The 22,424-nt window shown below is 38.9% G+C and carries 17 protein-coding genes and 1 pseudogene; 14 read left to right on the top strand and 4 right to left on the bottom strand.

Annotated features, from left to right (window positions below):
- Window positions 1-646: 646 nt before the first annotated feature.
- From ACFX4L_RS18505 to ACFX4L_RS18495, 3 genes are all read left to right on the top strand, one after another.
- A complete protein-coding gene (locus ACFX4L_RS18505) occupies window positions 647-1,570 on the top strand; it encodes a DMT family transporter (RefSeq protein ID WP_377383131.1) in 924 nt (307 codons plus the stop codon).
- A gap of 419 nt (window positions 1,571-1,989) precedes the next feature.
- Complete coding sequence (locus ACFX4L_RS18500) at window positions 1,990-2,967, top strand: ring-cleaving dioxygenase (protein ID WP_377383129.1); 978 nt, start codon at window positions 1,990-1,992, stop codon at window positions 2,965-2,967.
- Window positions 2,968-3,076: 109 nt separating this feature from the next.
- Window positions 3,077-3,676 carry a nitroreductase family protein gene (locus tag ACFX4L_RS18495; protein ID WP_377383174.1) on the top strand — a complete coding sequence of 200 codons (600 nt, stop codon included), beginning with the start codon at window positions 3,077-3,079 and terminating at the stop codon, window positions 3,674-3,676.
- Between the two features lie 149 nt (window positions 3,677-3,825).
- On the opposite strand, the gene ACFX4L_RS18490 is transcribed toward ACFX4L_RS18495, so the two are convergent.
- Window positions 3,826-5,169 (bottom strand): aminotransferase-like domain-containing protein, encoded by a 1,344-nt coding sequence (locus tag ACFX4L_RS18490; RefSeq protein WP_377405853.1) that lies wholly within the window; start codon window positions 5,167-5,169, stop codon window positions 3,826-3,828.
- Window positions 5,170-5,286: 117 nt separating this feature from the next.
- On the opposite strand from ACFX4L_RS18490, the gene ACFX4L_RS18485 reads away from it, so the two are divergent.
- Both ACFX4L_RS18485 and ACFX4L_RS18480 read left to right on the top strand, forming a co-directional pair.
- Complete coding sequence (locus ACFX4L_RS18485) at window positions 5,287-6,243, top strand: DMT family transporter (RefSeq protein WP_377405851.1); 957 nt, start codon at window positions 5,287-5,289, stop codon at window positions 6,241-6,243.
- Window positions 6,244-7,128 (top strand): DMT family transporter, encoded by an 885-nt coding sequence (locus tag ACFX4L_RS18480; RefSeq protein ID WP_377405849.1) that lies wholly within the window; start codon window positions 6,244-6,246, stop codon window positions 7,126-7,128.
- Window positions 7,129-7,435: 307 nt separating this feature from the next.
- On the opposite strand, the gene ACFX4L_RS18475 is transcribed toward ACFX4L_RS18480, so the two are convergent.
- The 3 genes from ACFX4L_RS18475 to ACFX4L_RS18465 form a co-directional block, all read right to left on the bottom strand.
- The gene (locus tag ACFX4L_RS18475; protein ID WP_377383124.1) at window positions 7,436-7,993 is read right to left on the bottom strand and encodes an MFS transporter; all 558 of its coding nucleotides are present in this window, start codon (window positions 7,991-7,993) and stop codon (window positions 7,436-7,438) included.
- Window positions 7,990-9,420, bottom strand: coding sequence for an FAD-binding protein (locus ACFX4L_RS18470; protein WP_377383123.1), 1,431 nt, complete (start codon window positions 9,418-9,420; stop codon window positions 7,990-7,992). Before ACFX4L_RS18470 ends, ACFX4L_RS18475 begins: the two co-directional genes overlap by 4 nt.
- A 124-nt stretch (window positions 9,421-9,544) precedes the next feature.
- Window positions 9,545-9,871: a TetR/AcrR family transcriptional regulator gene (locus ACFX4L_RS18465; RefSeq protein ID WP_377383121.1), complete on the bottom strand. Its 327-nt coding sequence runs from the start codon at window positions 9,869-9,871 to the stop codon at window positions 9,545-9,547.
- Window positions 9,872-10,348: 477 nt separating this feature from the next.
- On the opposite strand from ACFX4L_RS18465, the gene ACFX4L_RS18460 reads away from it, so the two are divergent.
- From ACFX4L_RS18460 to hutH, 9 genes and pseudogenes are all read left to right on the top strand, one after another.
- Entirely contained in the window at window positions 10,349-11,668 is a 1,320-nt protein-coding gene (locus tag ACFX4L_RS18460) for an MFS transporter (RefSeq protein WP_377405847.1), read from the top strand.
- Between the two features lie 292 nt (window positions 11,669-11,960).
- Window positions 11,961-12,353 (top strand): response regulator, encoded by a 393-nt coding sequence (locus ACFX4L_RS18455; protein ID WP_377405845.1) that lies wholly within the window; start codon window positions 11,961-11,963, stop codon window positions 12,351-12,353.
- A 21-nt stretch (window positions 12,354-12,374) separates the two neighbouring features.
- Window positions 12,375-13,454: a helix-turn-helix transcriptional regulator gene (locus ACFX4L_RS18450; protein WP_377405843.1), complete on the top strand. Its 1,080-nt coding sequence runs from the start codon at window positions 12,375-12,377 to the stop codon at window positions 13,452-13,454.
- Window positions 13,455-13,634: 180 nt separating this feature from the next.
- Window positions 13,635-15,311 (top strand): urocanate hydratase, encoded by a 1,677-nt coding sequence (gene hutU, locus ACFX4L_RS18445; protein WP_125162074.1) that lies wholly within the window; start codon window positions 13,635-13,637, stop codon window positions 15,309-15,311.
- A complete protein-coding gene (gene hutI, locus ACFX4L_RS18440; RefSeq protein ID WP_377405841.1) occupies window positions 15,308-16,606 on the top strand; it encodes an imidazolonepropionase in 1,299 nt (432 codons plus the stop codon). The genes hutU and hutI overlap by 4 nt, the downstream gene beginning before the upstream one ends.
- 253 nt (window positions 16,607-16,859) lie before the next feature.
- Window positions 16,860-18,182 (top strand): MFS transporter, encoded by a 1,323-nt coding sequence (locus ACFX4L_RS18435; RefSeq protein WP_377383115.1) that lies wholly within the window; start codon window positions 16,860-16,862, stop codon window positions 18,180-18,182.
- Between the two features lie 59 nt (window positions 18,183-18,241).
- Window positions 18,242-18,891, top strand: a pseudogene (locus ACFX4L_RS18430) (amidohydrolase family protein); the annotation flags it as partial.
- A gap of 325 nt (window positions 18,892-19,216) precedes the next feature.
- On the top strand, window positions 19,217-20,602 hold the full coding sequence (locus tag ACFX4L_RS18425; RefSeq protein WP_284471017.1) for an MFS transporter: 1,386 nt from the start codon (window positions 19,217-19,219) through the stop codon (window positions 20,600-20,602).
- Between the two features lie 95 nt (window positions 20,603-20,697).
- Window positions 20,698-22,257 carry a histidine ammonia-lyase gene (gene hutH / locus ACFX4L_RS18420; protein ID WP_377405839.1) on the top strand — a complete coding sequence of 520 codons (1,560 nt, stop codon included), beginning with the start codon at window positions 20,698-20,700 and terminating at the stop codon, window positions 22,255-22,257.
- The last annotated feature ends 167 nt before the right edge of the window (window positions 22,258-22,424 follow it).

Below are 22,424 nucleotides of genomic sequence, written 5' to 3'. Positions count from 1 at the left end.
AAGCGAGCATCTGGAGGGGAAATCAACCACAACTCACTACCTGGTAAATAGCAACAAAGTATGTGAAAACAGCCTTTTAAAAACACTTTATTTCGCAGTGATTTTTTGAAGAAATTTCATTTTGTAAGGATGTATTGAACAAAAGCGCGGCATTATATGGTAAATGATTCTGGGTAAAGGAGACTTACTGGACAATTCTCCAATAATAAACTATTAGATATGGTATTTGAAAGTACATATTATGGAATTGTAATTGTCGATAAATTCGATATATTAGCAATGAATATTGTGAATTTTTAAATGTTGTACGCGGCACAGTGATTGGTGAACATGTAAAGTATTACCTCAAAACTTAGCACAGAATTTAAACGGGCGGTAGGAAGAAGAAACGAAATAACATGTTAAGTTTTTTTACTTTATTTTTCAGATAAAGGCAAGCCTATAGACTGGCTTGCCTTCTTTAATGATCTCCAGCTTCTTTAGTTTTTTATGATATGAAAAAACATTTATTTGATTCGAAATCTGTGGCATTTTTATCCTGCTCTATACCGATTTTGGCAGAAAATAAATTTCAAGTTCATCTTATATTTTATATGAAATCCCTGACAATGTTTGTCATAATAAGAAAGTAGGAAGGGGGAACATCATGCTTCGATTATACGGGGCTTTAATCGGCCTTAGTTTGATATGGGGTTTATCGTTTGTTTTTATGAAGTGGCTGCTCCCGCCAGCGGGCATTTGGGGAATTGTTTTTCTCCGCTGTTTGGCAGGTGCTGTAATGCTGCTTCCCATTTTATGGTTGAAGCGCAGGGATATCAACTGGAAATTGCCGTGGAAAGCACTGGTCGTTGTCGGAATCTTCAATTGTGGATTAGCATGGGGATTAATAGCTTTAAGTGAAACAGAGATTAACAGCAGCACGGCATCGATTCTTAATGCAACCACTCCGATCTGGACGGGTATCATCGGATTTATCATTTTTTCATATGTTTTAACCGCCCGACAATGGGTGGGCATTCTTATCGGTTTTTTCGGAATTCTAGTATTGATGGATTTTCAAGTCGGTCAGCTTTTCGGCAAGGAATTCATTGGGGTTGGGACAATGCTGCTAGCGTCCACCTGTTATGGTTTTGCCGGCCAATTTACGAAAAGATTTCTTTCCAATACCAGCATATTGGTCATTACGACGTTTACGCTGCTCACGGGTGCCGTTATCGGTTTGATCGGGATGCTGATAACTGAGCCGATTAAGCCAGTGATGTTGTTGGAACCGCTAACGGTTTTATCCATAGTCGGTCTTGGGTGCTTTGGCTCTGGGCTAGGACAGCTGATCTATTTCTACATCAATAAAAATGGCAGCCCAGAGTTAGCCGCAACGGTCACATATCTTATTCCTGCAACCGCTATGGTTTGGGGCTATGTCCTGCTGGGAGAAGCGATTAATCCTAATGTAATTATTGGCCTGCTGATTATTTTCGCAGGAGTTTATCTTTCATCTAAGAAGTCAAAAGTAAATGATGGTACAAACTCTTCATCCGGAAAACATGGGGAATTGCGTCACGTAAAATAAAAAAACAAAACGAAATAGCCCTCACATAAAGGATTTGTTTTTTCCTGGGGGCTTTCGTATTTAACTCTAATTCAATTTTGCCAAAGAAGTGATGGATCGTCTTTGCCGCGACTTATAGCTATAGCAGTAACCCATATTTAAAAATGGCATTTGCTTTAGAATGGATATTATAGAAATGAAAATGGACAAGGGTGTTTTTTTGTCTTAAATTATTTTGAAGCTGAGATATATTAATTTGAGGTAATGTTGTTGACAACAAATGTTATTCATGATAAATTATCTTTAAATAAAGATATATCAATTCGAGATAATAAACCTCCTTTAATGAATAGGCCACTCTTATTGAAGGAAAAATGTAGGGGATTAAGGAAAAAGCTGAACATCCAAAAGTTGAATTGTTTTAATGGGAGGAATAAAATATGAACGGATTAAAAGGAATACACCACGTAACGGCCATAACAAGCAGTGCAGAAAAGAATTATGAATTTTTCACAAATATATTAGGCATGCGTTTAGTCAAGAAAACAGTTAACCAAGATGATATCCAAACGTATCACCTCTTTTTTGCTGACGATGTAGGCGGTCCAGGTACTGACATGACTTTCTTCGACTTTCCTGGTATTCCAAAAGGAGTGCATGGGACTAATGAGATTTCAAAAACATCCTTCCGTGTACCGAATGATGCAGCATTAGATTATTGGGTTAAGCGCTTCGATCGATTAGAAGTGGGGAATAAAGGAATCCAAGAACAATTTGGTAAAAAAATCATTTCTTTTGTTGATTTTGATGATCAGCAATATCAATTGATCTCAGATGAAAACAATGAAGGGATAGCAGCTGGAATCCCTTGGCAAAAAGGACCGATTCCCCTGGAGTATGCAATAACAGGATTAGGACCAATTTTCATTCGCATCGCCAACTTCGAATACTTTAAAGAAATGATGGAAAAAGTCCTATTATTCAAAGAAATAGACACTGAAGGATCATTTCATTTATTCGAAGTAGGGGAAGGTGGGAATGGTGCACAAGTAATTGTCGAACATAATTCGATCCTTCCTCAGGCACGGCAGGGTTTTGGGACTGTTCACCATACAGCCTTCCGTGTAGAAGACCGTTCCGTTCTGGAAGAATGGATCAAAAGAATGGAAAGCTTTCAATTTCATACGTCTGGTTATGTTGATCGTCACTTTTTTGAGTCGCTTTACGTGCGAGTGGCGCCGCAAATTTTATTCGAGTTTGCCACGGATGGTCCTGGATTTATGGGGGATGAGCCATATGAAACGCTTGGGGAAAAGTTATCTTTACCACCGTTCTTAGAACCGAAAAGGGATCAAATCGAAAAGTTGGTCCGTCCCATTGATACAGTAAGAAGCACCAAGGAATTCATTAAAGAATAAATGATAGCCTTTTGCGAATTATATATTGGTTTATGCCCATACTAAATCAGGTAGAAATAAAAAATGGAATAATCATTTGAAATATAAAAATGCTCTGGAGGAATTACTCATGACAAAAGATTTTTACACGGCCATTAAAGAGAGACGTTCATATTATGGAATCAATAAAGATATCCAAGTATCGGATGAGAAAATTAAAGAAATTGTTGAATTTGCCGTAAAACACACTCCATCGGCTTTTAATTCCCAATCTTCCCGACTTGTTGTTTTGACAGGCTCAGCACATGATAAATTATGGGATATTACGACGCAAGCGTTAAGGAAAGCTGTTGGAGAGGGAGATTTCTCTGGCACTCAACAAAAAATGGATTCCTTTAAAGCGGGATATGGGTCAGTTTTATTCTTTGAAGATGAATCTGTTGTGAAATCACTTCAAGAACAATTTGCAACTTATGCCGATAACTTCCCTATCTGGTCACAACAAACATCAGGGATGCATCAATTAGTTATTTGGACTGCACTTGAAGCAGAAGGGTTGGGAGCAACTTTACAGCATTATAATCCTCTAATTGATGATGAAGTGAAAAAAGAATGGGATGTCCCAAGTAATTGGAAATTGATTGCGCAAATGCCATTTGGAAATCCAGCAGCTCAACCGGGTGATAAAGAGTTCAAACCACTTGAGGATCGTATAAAATTTTATAAATAAAGTGGACTGATAAGAGAAACATTGTTGAGAGCCAATTCTAATTGGCTCTCTTTTGTTTGTGCTCATTTGCCCATGTTTTCAGTATTACAATAGCAAAAAATATTTCCACTAATTTTTGCTATATAGTGGCTATACATTATGTAAAAGTTCTATAAGTAATAATTTTGCTTGTTATTCAATTCTTTAAAAATGAGAGCTATTCCTTGGTCAAGTTTTTGTATATTTGTATTGGACACGTTTATCTTTACTATTTTTTCCTGGTGAAAATCATCTATATAATTTTGACCTATCGTCTCTACCAGTACTTGTTGATTTTGTAAGTTTTTGATGAGGTGAGCACTATTTAAACGATTAGGCAGTACGATATGAGCGTTCATACATATGGATGATGGGCGATAAAAGCCTTGAGCAGAGTGCTTTTCTAGAGCATCATATAGCAATTTTGCACGCCCTAGATAGGACAGACGTACTTTGTTTCTATGGCGTTCAAACATACCGCTCTTTATATAGATTTCCAAGGCTGCTTGTGAAATCATTGAACTATCAATATCCGCTGTTCTTTTATAAAGTTGAAAGTTGACCGCTAATGGTTTAGGCAATACGGCAACACCTATGCGCAATCCTGGAAACATTATTTTAGAGAAGCTTTTTAAATAAATGACCATGTGATGAGTATCCCCGGAAAAAATGGGGTCTACCTTCATATTCTCTTCGAAATCTGCTAAATAATCATCTTCTACAATATAGACACCATACTTTACAGCAAGTTTTAGTATCTCTTCTCGATCCTTTTTAGAATAAGAAGTCCCTAACGGATTATGGAAACGGGGCATCGTATAAAAGAATTTAATTTTCTGACTGCTAAAAATCCGCTCTAATTCCCCAAAGTCAATACCTGCTGCTGTTCGTTGGATTCCTAGCACGGAAATCTTGTACGCTTTCAATTGATCCACAAATAGATGATAACTAGGCTGTTCAACAAGTATATGGGTACGTTCATTAGGAAATGGGATGAACGTTAATAAGGAAAGTGCTTGTTGCACGCCAGAAGTAATGAAAATCTGTTCTTCTTTTGCGAAAACCTGATACTGCTCTAATTGTTTTTGTATCACTTTAATTAAAGAGGGTAGTCCTTTTGGGGTGCCATAGATAAACAATTCTTGCTGATAGGTATCGATGGCTTTGTTGATACAATGTTGAAAGTCATGATACGGAAATTGATGCCAAGAGGGAGCGGAGGTAACAAAGTCGATTTCCGCGGTTGGTTCACTTTTACCATCAAATTCTTTTTGAACGACATAATATCCACTTTTAGGAACCGCGTAGATTAAATGCCTCTTTTCCAATTCTTGCAGGGCTTTCAATACTGTACTTTTACTACATTGGTGTTGTTCGCTTAATCGACGAATCGATGGGAGTTTAAAGCCCGCTTTGAGCTGTCCATTTTGGATCAGAGATTCAAATTCATTAAACAAAGCTTCGTATTTTAACATGGATTCCTCCTAAAAACTGTACCGTTACAGATGCTTCTTATTTGTATTGTATCGTAGTGAAGCTTTTAATACGATATTAACAACCGGCCGGGTGTTAAAAAGGAGGATTGACTCAATATGCCAGAACAAAAAAAAGCCTATTTTGCGGCGATACTATATGCTTTTATTATTGGATTTTCATTTATTTTTACAAAAATATCATTAATGGAAGCGAGTCCGCTAGATATATTGGCACATAGATTTACGATGGCTTTTTTGATCGCGATAATATATAAGCTGTATAGGAGGACATCAGTGAAAATGAGTGCAAAGGATACTTTGAAAATTCTTCCGTTGGTGCTCCTTTATCCAATTTCATTCTTTACCTTTCAAGTGTTTGGTCTCGTATATACCTCATCTTCAGAGGCGGGTATTATCCAAGCGACCATACCAATTTTCACGTTATTATCAGCTTCATTATTTTTGAAAGAATATGCGGGTAAAAGTCAAAAATTTTTCCTTTATGTATCTGTGATGGGGGTTATCTTTATCTTTGTCATGAACGACTTGCAACTTGAGGCTCATAGTTTGAAAGGAACGATCCTGATCTTATTATCCTCGATTGCTGCCGCTCTCTATAATGTGGTAGCAAAGACATTAACAAAGCAATATTCACTATTTGCGTTAACTTATGTGATGACGTTCTTTGGTTTTGTTGCTTTTAATAGTATGGCCATCATCAACCATATAATTAATCAATCAATTAGTAGCTTTTTTTTACCCTTAACAAGTAGTTCATTTCTCATTTCAACCGTATATCTTGGTGCATTATCGTCACTGCTTACTGGTTTTTTATCAAACTATGCATTATCTATATTACCTGCCTCTAAAATGAGCGTTTTTAGTAATTTAGCGACATTGATTACGATCATAGCTGGGGTAATTTTCTTACATGAAACCATTCACTATTATCACGTTGTAGGTGCAATGATTATTCTTGTTGGTGTAATCGGCACGAACTATTTTGGTGGAAATCGGTCAAAGCATATTAGTAAAACTATTGCCGAGCCATTGATGAAAAGGGAGGTAAAGTGAATGAATAAATATGTGTTGTTACTCTTGATTAGTGGTATATGGGGATCTCAATTCTTCTTTATTGCATTAGTTATAGATGATGTTGGGGTTATTACTTTGTCAGCCATCAAAGCATGTATCGGTGGTATCTGTTTACTCTTCATTGGTTTTTTCTTATCAAAAGAAGAGCGCAGAGTAAATAGGAGTTATTATAAATGGTATATAATCATTGCGGTTTTCGAGGTTGTACTGCCATTCGCGTTTATTGCACAAGGGCAGAAAACGGTGCCTAGCAGTATCGCAGCGATGCTGATTGGAATGGTTCCTGTCTTTACCATCCTCTTTTTAATAGCATTTTTCAAAAGAAAAAGCACAAGGGGGGAGATTACAAGTATCCTATTCGGATTTGCAGGTATTGCTTTCCTATCATGGCCAACACAAGGATTCCAAGACTTTTTTAACAGTATTCAGGGTAGTATCCTATTGATATTGGCTGCCATGAGTTTTGGATTATCATTGATTATCATGGAGAAATTAAACGAGGGGTCTTCCGTTATCCATATGAGAAATGTATTACTGATTGCCAGTGCATTACTAATCCCCATGTCCCTTTTGTTTGAGCAATCTTTCAAATTGGATATAGAACGATCCCAATCCATCTACTTAGCGATTTTAGGCATATTCCATGCGGGTGTTGTTTATGCATTATTTAATAGGCTGATTCGGCAAGAAGGCGCTTTATTTACTTCATTTAGTAATTATATAGTGCCTGTCATCGGAATGATTTTAGGCTTTTACTTTTTACATGAAGCGTTGTCTATTCATCAATTGATTGGAATGGGTATAATTATGATGTCATTAGTTTTTTTAGACAAAAAATTAATGAAAAAGTTGATAAGAAAGTAGTTTTTTATATGCTCTGGTCCATAGCTTTGTACAAATAAACGCAGTACTTTTAGAATTCGTAAAAATGGCGATGCGAAAGTGGTTAAAGGGAAGCAGGTTTAATTTATCTTTGTAAGATGGAATGATTGATAGAGATAGCAAAAGAACTACAAACCTTTTTATGATAACTAGATTCTATATCGACGCTATTAAGTATTTCAATTATTGTAGAAGAAGCATCTACTGAGGTTTAAGCAGATGCTTCTTTTTACTAAAAAAGGGTAACTGATTTATTATCGTAACCAGCAATAAATGCTTATATTTTTATTTATTCTGCATTAGATAGTGAAGCTTTTTTCTCCCTCTTCATTATAATAAATCCACTCCAGGCAAACATTAAGGATGCAAGATAAAAGATGCTTCCAATCGTTAAAAAGTCGACTAAATATCCGGTTGCAATCACGGCAGCTGCAGCACCAATGGATGTCCAAACATGGTAGTTTCCAATTTCCTTACCCGCAGTTGTTTTCTTAACATACCTTGCAAGTACCGTTTTTTCAGTATTTTTTTGAACAGCCCCAAGAACCCCCATAATAATCTGCAGGAGATAGACATGCCAAATTTCATATGCGAGAGGAAAGGCAAGAAGGATAAGTGCCATCCCCCATGAATAGATAAGGAGAAATGCTTTGTCACCGGCTTTATCAGTTAATTTTCCGATTAGAGGGTAACTAAGTGCAGCAGTCAGTGAGAATATGCCATATGCCCATCCGAATTGCGAATAGCTGGTACCTACATTTTTGATTAGCAAAATATAAAAAGGGAAGATCATGCTGGCAGCCATTCCAACAGTGCCTTGGTAAAAAACGAAACGTTTATAATTCATGGATGGTACTCCTCATAGAAAAGATTCATGAAGCGGTTATCAGGATCATATTTCTTTTTTAATTGAAAGAATTCCTCAGTACGCGGATAGGCTTCAAATAATTGTGTCTTGGTTGGATACCCATAATAGGGCAAATAGTAGCTGCCATTATGGTCAAGCGTCACATTGATCATGTCGCGGATGACCCTTCCCGTATTTTCCTTACTTTCGTTATCTGTCCCTTGATTGATGAGCATTACAAGTGCGAACATATCATCTTTGGCATAGGACATGAGTGATTCATCATTATGTTCCACATAACGAATTGTAATATTTAATAAATTAAAATCTTTTTCATCTAATAAAGTTTTTCTTAGGTCATCGATATAATCAGCAAATTGATCAATCGGAATGAAGTATTCTTGCAGCACTTCAGTTTTGGAGGGATTGCTGTAATCCATAAAGGCAGAGTCCGACCGCATCACATTGTTCCTGGAAACCAAGTTACCATCAATATTGGCCGTGTAAGTCTCTTGAGTTTCCCAAAACCTTTTTTTACCCCAGTCATTATAACGCGATAGACCAAGAAAGAATTTAGGCACGGCAACGATCGTTTCCCGTTTGAGAGTATTGTAGTTTGATAGCTGTGCTTGGTCATTTGCCCTATAATAATCCGTTACATACATTTCGTCCAAATAGGAGCCAGGAGCAACAGATATTCTTGCCAGATGCATTTTGACATCATCGTTTTGAAGAACATCTCTTTTAAAATACGATGTATATTCATCATAATGGAGTGATTTAGTTTTAATTTTATAAAGTTCGTCATCGGTAAGTTGGAGTGTCACATCAAGTATCACTCCAAACAAACCGTATCCGCCAATAACCGAAGAGAAGAGCTCCGGATTTTCATCGCGGCTCACCGTCAGGATTTGTCCTTTCGCGTTAAGCAATCTAAAAGATTCCACGGTTTCTATCAAGGCATGATGACGGATATCGCGGCCATGGACATTAACGCTCAAAGAACCGCCTATGGTAAAAATGTTTTGGGATTGACTGACCTTCAGTGCAAGTCCATATGGGTTGATATATCCCTGTAGATCAGCCCAGGTTGCTCCGCTTTGGACCGTGATGCGTTTTTCTTTTACATCCAAATCAAGGATCTTATCATATTGCTTCATATCAAGCAGGATTCCTTTTGGATATAGTGTCTGTCCCCCTTGGCTATGCTGCATACCGGCAATGGAAATGGGATCATCATTTTTTGCAGCTTCCAAAACGACCTTTTTGATTGCTTCTTCACTATCTTCTGCCTTTATCGCTTTCATTTTAACTGGCATCAACCGGCTGATATCTTCTGCAATGGGGTGGTCAAGCTTGAAATGAAAGGCCTGCAGGGAAAAACCAAATAATATTGCATATAGGATGATAAAGAAAAATCGTTTCATATAACTGGCTTTCGACTCCTCGTTAAAACTGTATGACACTCAAGTGAAATAATAAAAACGTATGAACTTTATAGAATAATGGAGTTACCACACCGTTCAGTGAGATTGCTGGGATTAATATTCATTAACAGTCAGCTGTTTTATCTAATGCGGACCAGTAAATCACTTTCATTTTCTTCTTCCAGAAAACCACATCAATTTCCGTATCGTCCGGGAAAGAATGGAAGACTTCGCAATAGTATTCATGGACTTCTGTGAACCCTACTAAAAAAATATCCGATTTTGCTGAAAAGTGTTGGTAAAATGACCCTTTTGACGTGCCGCTTTTTTTCACGATTTCGTCAACTGTAACTTTATCATAACCTTTTTCGCTAAATAGCTTTAAGGATATTTTTTGAATTTTTTCACGAGTCTTTTCTGCCGTATGCTGTTTCTTTCTTGGTTCAATCATGGAAAAACCACTGAGGGATAATTGACATAATATTCCTATGTAGTTTAATATCAGACTACAGTCTAGTTAGAGAGCGGATGGTCTATTTAATCTATCGTAAATTATGAATAATCACAACGCTTTCTTCATTTCATTTGGTATATTCTGAAAGCGCTTTCTAACGTTCCAAATCATGTATGAGGGGATGTTAATCCAGTGAAATCAGGAGGTTTTTCTAAAAAAATGGGTGAAAAGGGTGATTAAATTTTCCTAAAGATCTCTATCCAATCAGTAACTTTCATGAACGAAGGGTTATTTTATCCTGTGGATATGGACTCGTTTTAATAATATTGTTGGGTTCAATGAATGTAAATGGAGGGGAGGTGGTATTGAATTTGGTGGTATCGGGATTGAACCAGAGAGTCGGGGAGCAAGGAAAAGTCCGCTATAATCGTATGTTTTTTGGGAAAAGGTAGCTTGAATAGGGAGGAAATAATCATGAATCATTTCAGTGGTGAAATAGAGAAAAGAACGATCAATAAAACGATGAGACGCATTCTTCCATTTATCTTGATCCTTTATAGCATTGCTTACTTGGACAGGGTCAATTTAGGCTATGCTGCTTTACAAATGAACGCAGAATTAGTCTTATCCGCTGAGGTTTTTGGATTGCTTTCCGGTATTTTCTTTATTGGCTATTTCTTCTTTGAAGTTCCAAGCAACATGATCATGCATAAAGTGGGAGCTCGGATATGGATTGCCCGTATAATGATTTCATGGGGACTTGTGGTCATATTAACAGGTTTTGCGCAAACAACGATGCATTTATACATTCTCCGTTTTTTATTAGGTGTCGCCGAAGCTGGATTTTTCCCTGGTATAATTTTGTATTTAACTTATTGGTTCAGGGCCCGCGAAAGAGGACGGGCAACAGCGGCCCTGCTTTTAGCCTTACCGATTGGCGGATTGATTGGTGCACCTGTGTCGACATGGATTCTTGACAATATTTCCTGGTTCGGTATGGCAGGGTGGAGATGGATGTTCATCCTTGAAGGCATTCCGGCCATTATTATTGGAATTGTTGTTGTTTTCTATTTAACTAATAGACCTACTAACGCTAAATGGTTATCTAAGGAAGAAAGCGATTGGTTAGAAGGGGAGTTAAGTGCTGAAAGAAAAGTAAGCTCGAAAATAAATAAAGTCACTAAGCTTGATATGCTGAAAGATTCGAAAATCTGGAAGTTGGCACTTTTTTATTTCGCTGGGTACACATCTATCTATGGATTGTCATTCTGGATGCCAACCATCATAAAATCTTTATCGGAAAATGCAACAACCAATTTAGAAATAGGCTGGTTAGCGATGATTCCTTCGTTAGTCGGTATACCTGCGGTTATATTTGTTGGCTGGAATTCTGATCGGACGAATGCACATAAACCACACTTGCTCGTTTGTCTCCTGATAGCAGTTACCGGATTTATCGGGTGCGGCTTTTCAGATGGTGTCTTTATGATGGTGCTGATGTTAACGATTACATCATTCGGGTTATACGGTTTCAGTGGATGTTTCTTTGCCTATATGACATTTTTCTTCACTGAGTCCACTGCACCAGTTGGCATAGCCCTAGTCAATTCATTTGCGGCATTAGGCGGTTTTGTAGGACCGATGATTCTTGGAACTGTTGCATTTACTCAAGGTATGTTTATTTTATCAGGATTACTTGTAATAGGAGTCATCACTCTATTATCATTAAAATTGTCAAGTGCTTCAGAAGAAAACAACATAAAAGAAGTTGAAGTCAATATTAATCATTTATAACAGATCTAACTGAAAACTAAGAAACATCATTGGAAACCACAAGTTTCTATGGTGTTTTTTTAATATTTTCATATTGTTATACCGCTAATAACGTGTTAGAAATGGCACTTTCCATGGATATAAAGTACCGTTTGAGCACGTCAAAATTAACCTAATCGCAGGTTCTGCTTAATATGACTTGTTTGAAGTATTCGGCGGGATTAGAATGGAGATTAGATACAAGTTACTTTGTAAAGACCTGGGATTCCTTTTCTTTCAAAGGCTGACTTCATATTTATTAGATGAAAGGAATATGAGGTGGAAATGGGGGGATGATGTGGAAATTCATTTGGTGGCAAAAGATGAGATTGAGGCTCAAGGAATTCGTTGGATAGTCGAGTCGCACCTAACGGGAGTTAGACTGATCTTATGGAGAACGATTGAAGAATTTGAAAAGGGCATTCGTAATCAGCAACCGGAATTCGTTATTTTGGATATGGATATTTGGACGGATGAAAGTGAGGCGATGGGTGTTTCGTTAAAGCGGAGGGGAATTCGATGGTTAGGCATTTCATCTGAGCGAATCTTTCAAACAGCTTATCGGGCCTTGCGTTTTCGTGCGGAAGATGTCCTATTCCGTCCTTTTTCTTCAGCGGATTTGGTAAAGCATATCCAACAATTGCGTTTTCAATTGAGAAATGATTAAGGTCTTTTCTCGACAAACGCCATGGATGGTGAGAAAACACTTGATATTGGTTATCCTGATTTCTTCTTGACAGACCGGAAGCATGAAAGTCGAATAACCATGGTGGCATTTTTGACACCTGATAACAAGACCCTTCCTTTAGTTTATGATGAACTGCAACGATATTCTTTTACTGGGAAGAATCAAATCTTCGCTTTATCGGATTTTATTTTATGCGTCCAGGAAACAAAGGAAACTGATGTATATAAGGAAGAATACCAAGCGTTCCTGGCTCACTGGAAAGAAAGAATGGATGAGCCTCTTGCCATCATAATAAAAGCGGCAAATCCTGATGAATCTTTAAAAAGGATGTACCAGCAAACACGTGAATTTACAAGACAAATCTTTTTCGATGGATATGATATCATTTTAGCCGAAAGTCAACAAACTTCGCCTCAGGAGATGGATCCATTCCTCACTCCCCTTGAACAAAGACTTTGGATAGAAATGCTCGAAAGACGGGATGCAAAAGCCATCAGGAACTGGATCGAACGTGAATTCCTTACTTTTCAACAACCATACCCTGACCCGGAAATCGTTCGTATTCGCCTTACAAGCGTACTTGCGCAGATCCGTAGGCATATGAAATCATATAATTTGCAAAATGCTTCTCTAGAAGCAATATACTATGACGTATTTCAGCAAATCGTCCATAAACCAGTCATTCATCAAATAGTAAAAGAGCTGCATGCGTTCACCACCCATTTACTTCTGCAGGATCATGGGCAATTACAGGAAGGAGCTCGTACACTTAGCGAAAAAGCAAGAGAGCTGATCGAGTCCAACTATTGGGACGCCCAGTGGAATCTAGCGACCTGTGCAGATACTCTGCGTGTCAATAAAAGCACACTCAGCCGTCGTTTTGCGGCTGAATCCGGCGAGTCTTTTCGCAATACGCTGCATCAAGTTCGAATTAGGGAAGCTAAACGCTTATTAAAGGAAACGGATTTATCATTGGAGGAAATCGCACAATTAGCCGGTTATTCACATCAAACCTATTTCAATGCCAAATTCAAACTGCTTGAAGCTTGTACACCATCAGCTTATCGGTCTGGATTATAAAAAAGGACGATTCAGTTATATTGAATCGTCCTTTTTTAAATTATTAATACTATTCGTAAAAAAGTAAAGTTAACTACAAAACTTTGATTTATTTTATAAAATAATCATTAAATTATAATAAATTATTCTGAATTTTTCATATAGAATGAAAATATAACAAAAACCAAGGGGGAAATAAAAATGAACACGATTACAAACAAGGTTATCCGCTATACAGGTACTGATTTGCATACGAAAGGATGGCAACAAGAGGCAGTGCTTAGAATGCTGATGAATAATCTGGATCCTGAAGTCGCAGAACGTCCAGAAGATTTGGTGGTATATGGAGGGATTGGGAAAGCAGCTCGTAACTGGGAATGCTTTGATGCAATCGTCAAATCACTAAAAGAGCTTGAAGAAGATGAAACTTTATTGGTCCAATCAGGGAAACCAGTGGCCATTTTTAAAACGCATACGGATGCACCACGTGTCCTGCTTGCAAATTCAAATATCGTCCCGGCGTATGCGAACTGGGAAACATTCCATGAACTTGATAAAAAGGGATTGATGATGTATGGGCAAATGACAGCTGGTAGCTGGATTTATATTGGTTCGCAAGGAATCGTTCAGGGTACTTACGAGACATTTGCCGAGCTTGCTAAACAACATTTCAATAACTCGTTAAAAGGCACAATTACTCTAACTGCAGGTTTAGGCGGAATGGGAGGGGCACAGCCGCTAGCAGTTACGATGAACGGTGGTGTCTGTATCGGGATCGATGTTGATGAGACAAGAATTGACAGGAGGATTGAGACCCGTTACACCGATGTGAAAACGGATTCTTTGGATGAAGCCATTCGTTTAGCTAAAGAAGCAAAACTTGCTGGAAAAGCTTTATCTATCGGTTTGATTGGGAATGCGTCCGATCTTCTTCCTGAAATGATCGCAAGGAACTTTATTCCGGATGTCCTGACTGATCAAACTTCCGCCCATGATCCGCTAAATGGATATACACCTTCAGGTTTGTCTATGGAGGAAGCTGCAGAATTACGGAATGCGAATCCGGAAGAGTATATTAAACTCTCTAAAGCTTCAATGGCCAAACATGTAAGAGCGATGCTTGAAATGATGGAAAAAGGAGCCGTGACGTTTGATTATGGCAACAATATCCGTCAAGTTGCGAAAGATGAAGGGGTAGAGAATGCTTTTGACTTCCCGGGCTTCGTTCCAGCTTATATCCGTCCACAATTTTGTGAAGGTAAAGGTCCATTCCGCTGGGTGGCTTTATCTGGTGATCCAGAAGACATTTATAAAACAGACCAAGCGATTTTACGCGAATTCGCTGATAATGAACATTTATGTAACTGGATCAGAATGGCTCAAGAAAAAATCCAGTTCCAAGGCCTGCCGTCCCGCATATGCTGGCTTGGTTATGGGGAGCGCGCCCGTTTTGGTAAAATCCTAAATGATATGGTTGCAAGCGGTGAATTGAAGGCCCCGATAGTAATTGGGCGTGACCATTTGGATTCAGGCTCTGTTGCTTCGCCGAATCGTGAAACGGAAGCCATGAAGGATGGTTCGGATGTAGTGGCTGACTGGCCGATCTTAAATGCAATGGTGAATGCAGTGGGCGGTGCAACCTGGGTTTCCGTACATCATGGCGGCGGCGTAGGAATGGGTTACTCCATGCATGCAGGCGTTGTAATTGTGGCAGACGGAACCAAAGAAGCAGGAGCAAGGATTGAGAGAGTGTTGACAACGGACCCTGGGATGGGCGTAGTGCGTCATGTTGATGCAGGGTATGAACTGGCAGAGGAAACAGCTCGTGAAAGAGGAATTAATATCCCAATGCTTGATAAAGGAATTGATAAACAATGACAAAACCAATTTGGATAAAACATGCCACTCAACTTGCTACCCTTACCTCTGATAGGAAAGGTCCTCGTTCCAAAGAGGCAATGTCGGAGCTGGGGTTGATCGAAGATGGAAGCATATGGATGGAATCTGGTTTGATCCAAGCGATCGGTACGACCAAAGAATTGGAAGAACTCTATGCAGATAGAATGCATGAAGCTGAAGTTTTCGATGCTTCTGGCCATTTAGTGACGCCAGGGCTAGTTGATCCCCATACGCATGTTGTATATGGCGGGAGTCGTGAGCGTGAATTTGAAATGCGTCTTGAAGGTGCAACATATATGGACATAATGAACGGGGGCGGGGGCATTCATGCAACCACCCGCATGACCCGGGAAGCAAGTGAAGAAGAGTTGATGGAACAAACCACAAGGCGTCTTGATTCGTTTCTTGCTCATGGCGTGACTACAGTAGAAGGTAAAAGCGGTTACGGAATGAATTTGGAAACTGAATTAAAGCAATTGCGGGTGATGAAGAAGTTACAGGAGGAGCATCCGATTGACCTTGTTCCTACTTTTATGGGAGCCCATGCAGTTCCAAAGGATTATAAAGGCCGTGAGGATGAATTTGTTGATCATTTGATAAATGATATGCTTCCAATTGTCTCTGAAGAGAAGCTTGCTGAATTCAATGATGTATTTTGTGAAAAGGGGGTTTTTACCCCTGAACAATCAGAGCGTATTTTAAAGGCAGGAAAAAAGTACGGTTTGATCCCTAAAATTCATGCCGATGAAATTGAGCCATACGGTGGAGCAGAACTGGCTGCCGAAATAGGAGCGATTTCAGCTGAACATTTATTAAAGGCTTCCGAAGAGGGGATTCAAGCCATGGCTAAGTCAGGAACCATTGCCTGCTTGCTTCCAGCCACAGCTTTGTATTTAAGAGAAGATGCGGCTCCAGGACGCCGAATGGTTGATGAAGGTGTAGCAGTTGCCATTTCGACCGATTGCAATCCTGGATCCTCGCCGACGACTTCCATGCCTCTTGTCATGAACCTGGCATGCATCTCGATGCGGCTTACCCCTGCTGAAGCACTAACGGCCGCAACATACAATGCTGCTTGTGCAATCAACAGACAAGAAAAGGTAGGTTCGCTTGAAGTCGGAAAACAAGCGGATGTCGTTTTATGGAATGTAGAAAACTATCAGGAATTGCAATATTTATTTGGTGTCAATCACGTTAAGTCCGTATGGAAAAAGGGTGTGCAAGTTGTGAATGATAGAGTGAAGACTGAATCCAAAAGTCTGACTGGTTTATAAAATTCACTAAAAGAAGAGAGCTATACCTATCGCCCATCATTTGGTTGACCGTATCTCTCATGAAACAACCATTTGATGGACTTCAATCAGTGTATCAGGAGCCTCTTTATATCCGCTGAAATTATGGCGGATGTAAAAAGGCTTTTATACCTTACAACAAGAGAAAAAACTAGATAAAGGGCAGGATTACTGTTTTTATATTTAAAATCAGTAAGTATTGCTGCTCTCTAATAAACATCAAGGCGGGGATTACATGTTGAGAAATAACTATCGTTATTTTATCATTTTTATGATTATTCTTATTACAATCATTAATTATATTGATAGAGGTGCACTTTCATATGCCCAAGCTGAAATCATCAAGGAGTTCAATTTAGATCCAGTAAGTTGGGGAGCAATACTAGGTTACTTTGGATATGGTTATATATTCGGTGCGCTATTTGGAGGAGCATTGGCAGATAAAAAAGGCCCGAAATTCATGTGGATCATTGCTGGAACCACATGGTCTTTTTTTGAAATCGGGACAATATTCGCAGGTCACATAGGTGCAGCATTTTTTGGAGGGTCTGCATTAGCAGGATTTGCTGTATTTCGTGTATTATTTGGGTTTGCTGAAGGACCTACCTTATCAACGATGAACCGAACGATGGCAAACTGGGTATCCCCTAAGGAAAAAGGGTTTGCTGTAGCACTTGGATTAGTTGGAACGCCAATTGGAGCATTAATTACTGCACCCATCGTAGTAGGTCTTCTAACATTCACTAACTGGAAAGTAACATTTGTTATTCTCGGTATATTAGGCTTTATTTGGGTAGCAATTTGGAACAAAGTATTTACAAACTTACCTGAAGATCATCCAAGAGTTTCGAAAACCGAACTAGAAGAAATTCGAAGAGCAGATATTTTAATTAAAGGTGAGACGAAATTAGACGAACAAATAAATGTGCCATGGTACCATTTTTTTAAAAACCCTACGTTAGTATTTAATGCCATTGGATATTTTGCCTTTTTATATGTAAATATTTTATTACTTACATGGACTCCAAAATATCTGCAAGATGAATTTAATTATTCACTTTCTTCTCTTTCATATATTGGTATGATTCCCTGGGTAGGAGCTATTATCACTGGACTATTAGGTGGTAAAATCTCGGATATATTACGTAGAAAAACAGGGAATTTACGTATTGCCAGATCTTGGTTCACAGTAGCATCCTTATTTTGTACAGCTGTTTGTTTTATGTTGATCCCAACTGTCGAGAGTGCTGCCGCAGTACTTGCATTAATGTGTATAGGCAATGCCTTTAATTATTTACCAAATTCCATCTATTGGATTGTGGTTCTGGATACAGAACCAAATAAAGCAGGAACTTTTGGGGGAGTAACTCATTTTATTGCGAATCTAGCGACTATTATTGCCCCAACCCTAACAGGAAGTCTTGTCGCCATATATGGATATAATGCCATGTTTATCGCTGCTTCAATAGCCGTAACGATTGGCATGATAGCCATGGTTTTCGTGAAACCAGGCAAACAAGGTAACTCATCTGAAGCTACCAATAATCTGGTTAGCTAAGATAAGTAATCATGTGTGTATTAATTACAGAATATGTTTAAAATTTATTTCATTTCACTTTAAAAAGAATAGAGAAGTTACAGGAAGAGCATCCGATTGATCTAGTTCCTACTATTATGAGAGCCCATGCGGTTCCCAAGGATTATAAGGGCCTGAGGATGAATTTGTCGATTATCTGATTAATAATATGCTTCCAATCTTCACAAGAAAAGCTTGCTGAATTCAATGATGGCTTTTGTGAAAAGGGAGTCTTTACCCCTGAACAATCAGAGGGTATTTTAAAGGCCGGGAAAAAGTACGGATTGATCCTAAAATTCATGCTGATGAAATAGAACCAAACGAGGGCGCGGAACTAGCTGCCAAAATAGGGGCTATTTCTGCTGAGCATTTATAGGCTTCCGAAGAGGGATTCAAGTCATGGCTAAGTCAGGAACCATTGCCTGCTTGCTTCCAGCCACAGCTTTGAATTTAAGAGAAGATGCGGCCCAAGGACGTTGAATGGTTGAGGAAGGTGTAGCTGTTGCCATTTAGACCGATTGCAATCCCGGATCCTCGCCGCCGACTTTTCTAAGCCTCTTGTCATGAACCTGGCATGAATCGCGATGCGTTTTACCCCTGCTGAAGCACTTACGGCGGTAACATACAATACTGCTTGTGCAATCAACAGCAAGAAAAGGTAGGTTCGCTTGAAGTCGGAAATCCAGCGGATGGAATGGGCTATAGAAGTATTTGTCAACATGTAATAGTGCTGAATCGTAGGATGGTGGATTATCACCCTACCCATTGTCAGCGTTAAACACTTTACCGCTTTACAGTGAAGATTAAGTAAAGGTGTTTTAAGGGAATCGTGGATGAAAAACTACCTGTAAGTAAATTTTAACTTGCATGCAGGTGTACATTCTTTATTTGATAGGGTCGGCAAAATATCATTATTTTATGTGAACTAAAAACTTCAGGGGTGCTACCTGATAATTGCATTAAAGGTATTTTTTTGGATTTATATATCTGAAAAATCAAAAAATGGAGGAGATTCTTTGAACGAACAAAAATTCACAATTGACGATGCCCCATTTAATAAGTTTCATTTTCGAATTGCAGGACTTACATTCGGTTCAAGTTTCTGTGATGGCTATTCTCTAGGGATCATTGCGATGGCCCTGACAGTATTCGGGCCTCAAATGAATATGAATTCAATGTGGACAGGGCTGATCGGCAGTTCTGCTTTAATAGGTCTGTTTGCGGGATCTTTAGCCCTTGGAAGACTTTCAGATCGTGTAGGCAGACAGAAAATCTTTCTCGTAAACTTTTTACTTATCACGATAGCTACTATTTTACAATTTTTTGTTAGTAGTCCAGAACAGCTTTTTATTTTACGGTTACTAATTGGTTTTGGACTTGGAGGAGATTACGCTGTCGGTACGACTTTACTCGCCGAATTTTCACCAAAAAAGTATCGCTCCTCGCTCCTCGCGTCTATTAACGTAGTATGGACGCTTGGATATGTAGCATCAAACTTTGTTGGTCATTACCTGGGACAGGTTGGTTCAGACTCATGGCGTTGGATGCTTGTTAGTGCTGCTGTTCCGGCTATTGTGGTTTTAGTCTTAAGAATAGGGACGCCTGAATCACCAAGATGGCTTGTCAGCATGGGGCGTGTCGAAGAAGCTCGCCAGATTGTAAAAAAGCACCTTGGATCGAACGTTGAAATGGGCGAAACGACTACTGGTGCTGAAAATCAAAAGACTCTAGGATTTCGTGGACTTTTCGGTAAAAAGCTTCGTAAGCGTCTGGCTTTTGGTGGAATATTCAAATTAACTCTTGTTATTCCGTACTTTGCAATCTACACTTTCCTACCGTCTATACTAAGTACAATGGGTTTTGAACAAAACTTTTTTGCCGATACAATGTTAAATCTATTCTTGCTTGTTGGGGCAATTTTTGGCCTTTGGTTGCTTGCAAAATTTACTCGTAGAGGATTTACCATCGGGGCTTTTACAATCCTTACTGTTTCATTGTTTTCACTCAGCTTCTTACACAATGGTTCTCAATTCTTAATGTTGACAGCCTTCTTGATCTTTACTTTTTTCATGTCAGCAGCATCGAATCTTACATTAGTATACCCAGCAGAGCTTTTTCCAACGGAGATTCGAGGTTCTGGAATAGGTATGGTTACTGCAATTAGTCGAATCGGTTCTGCAATTGGAACATTTCTGCTGCCTGTTTCCTTAAGTTCATTCGGATTAGGTACCTCAATGGCAGGAATGGCAGTCATTCTGCTAATCGGCTTGATCGTGTCGATCGCTTGGGCACCTGAAACGAAGAATCTTTCCTTACATGAAGCAAGTGACCCATTGCTAGAAGCGGGAAACTCTCCGAAGGGAATCGATAATCCCTTTACAGAAAATAAGAAAATAACATAAGATTATTTTCTAGTAAATTATTGAGTAGAAACGTTTCTCTCGTCTCCTTGTTTAATCTTGAAGTATATTTTCCGAAAGGTGAGGAGTGTTGAATCATGACAACTATAAATTGTATACACCCTAAAGAGATTAAAGAGATTGTACTTGGGGATGGTGCTATCTCGATCCATGAAGTGATTGCGGTTGCCAGATATGGGGCTAAAGTTTCCTTTACACATACATATTGTGATAGGGTGGATAAATCCCGTAGCCTAATAGACAAGTTTTTAGATGAAAATAGATTGATATATGGTGTAACAACAGGATTTGGCAGTAATATGACAGAGGTAATTTCTTCTGAAGATGCAGAAACTCTTCAACGAAATATTATTCGTTCACATGCGGTGTCTGTTGGTCCTCCTTTAGAAAGAGAAGTAGTGAGAGCCATTCAATTGATGATTCTTGTGAATTTAGGCCAAGGTTATTCAGGAGTCAGTTTAAAAGTATTAAAACTAATTGCTTCACTATTAAATCACGATATTGTTCCGTTTGTTCCAGGGGATGGGTCAGTGGGATATCTTTCTCCTGAATCTCACATGGCCTTAGTATTGATTGGAGAGGGTAAGGCATGGTATAAAGATGAGCTCATCCCTGGAATAGAAGCGTTAGAGCATGCTGGATTAGCACCTATTACGTTGGGTGCTAAAGAAGGATTGGCACTTACAAGTGGAACTACTTCCGTCACAGCGATGGCTGTGTTAGCCTTATACAATAGCATACAAGCAGCGAAAACTGCCGACATTACAGGAGCTATGTCCTTAGAAGTGCTAAAAGGGACAATTAAAGCATTTGATCCTCGTTCCCACACGGTAAAGAAACATGAGGAACAGGCCAAGACAGCCAGAAATGTAACAAGAATTCTTGAGGGCAGCCAAATCATCGATACATACAAGGAACACAGATTACAAGATGCGCTTAGCATACGATGTATTCCCCAAGTTCATGGTGCTGTAAAGAGAGTATTGAAGGACGCTGCAGTAACTATAGAGAATGAGATGCACTCTGCAAGTGACAATCCAATTATATTTCCGGAAGAGGAAGATGGAATTGCACTCATGGGTGGAAATTTTGATGGTTCCTACGTAGGAATCTACGCGGATACAATGTGTATTGCCTTAGCGAACTTAGCGAAAATTACGGAAAGAAGAATTGATCGCCTAGTAAACCATCATCTTAGTGAACTTCCTAATTTCTTAGTAGTTAATCCAGGGTTAAATAGCGGCTACATGATTCCACAATATACAGCTGCGGGACTATTGAATGAAATTAGAGTTCTTTCACATCCTGCAACCGTAGATAATGTTCCAACATGCGCTAACCAAGAAGACCTGATAAGTTTTGCCTATTATGCTTCGAAGAAAGCATATCAGATTTCAAAGAAACTTGAATATATTTTAGCCATTGAACTTATGACGGCCACGCAAGCAATGGATTTTCATCACCCATTGAAACCGTCACCGATTACTGAGAGTGTGTACCATTTAATACGCGACCAGGTCCCGATGGTAAAGGAAGATCGATTTTTTTATCCTGATATTGAAACGATTTATGGGCAAATTCATGAAGGAGAGATAGTCAAACTAGTCGAAATGGCGATTGGTGAAATTGAGTTCTAAAACTATAGTGGAAGCTGTTTTACTCTGACCAATCTCAGTAAAGCGGCTTCCTTTTTCATTAAGTTAGGAATTTATTTATTTTCAGCACGCTTATAGCTGAAAGCACAGTTTTATCACAACCTATACTTTCGAAAATATCCAATCATCAAAATTGGGAGGAGGAAAGA

The sequence above is a fragment of the Peribacillus sp. YIM B13482 genome, assembly GCF_042787975.1.
GTDB lineage: Bacteria > Bacillota > Bacilli > Bacillales > DSM-1321 > Peribacillus > Peribacillus simplex_A.
The sequence above is the reverse complement of the archived record's forward strand: the minus strand, read 5'-3'. Positions and strand labels throughout refer to the sequence as shown.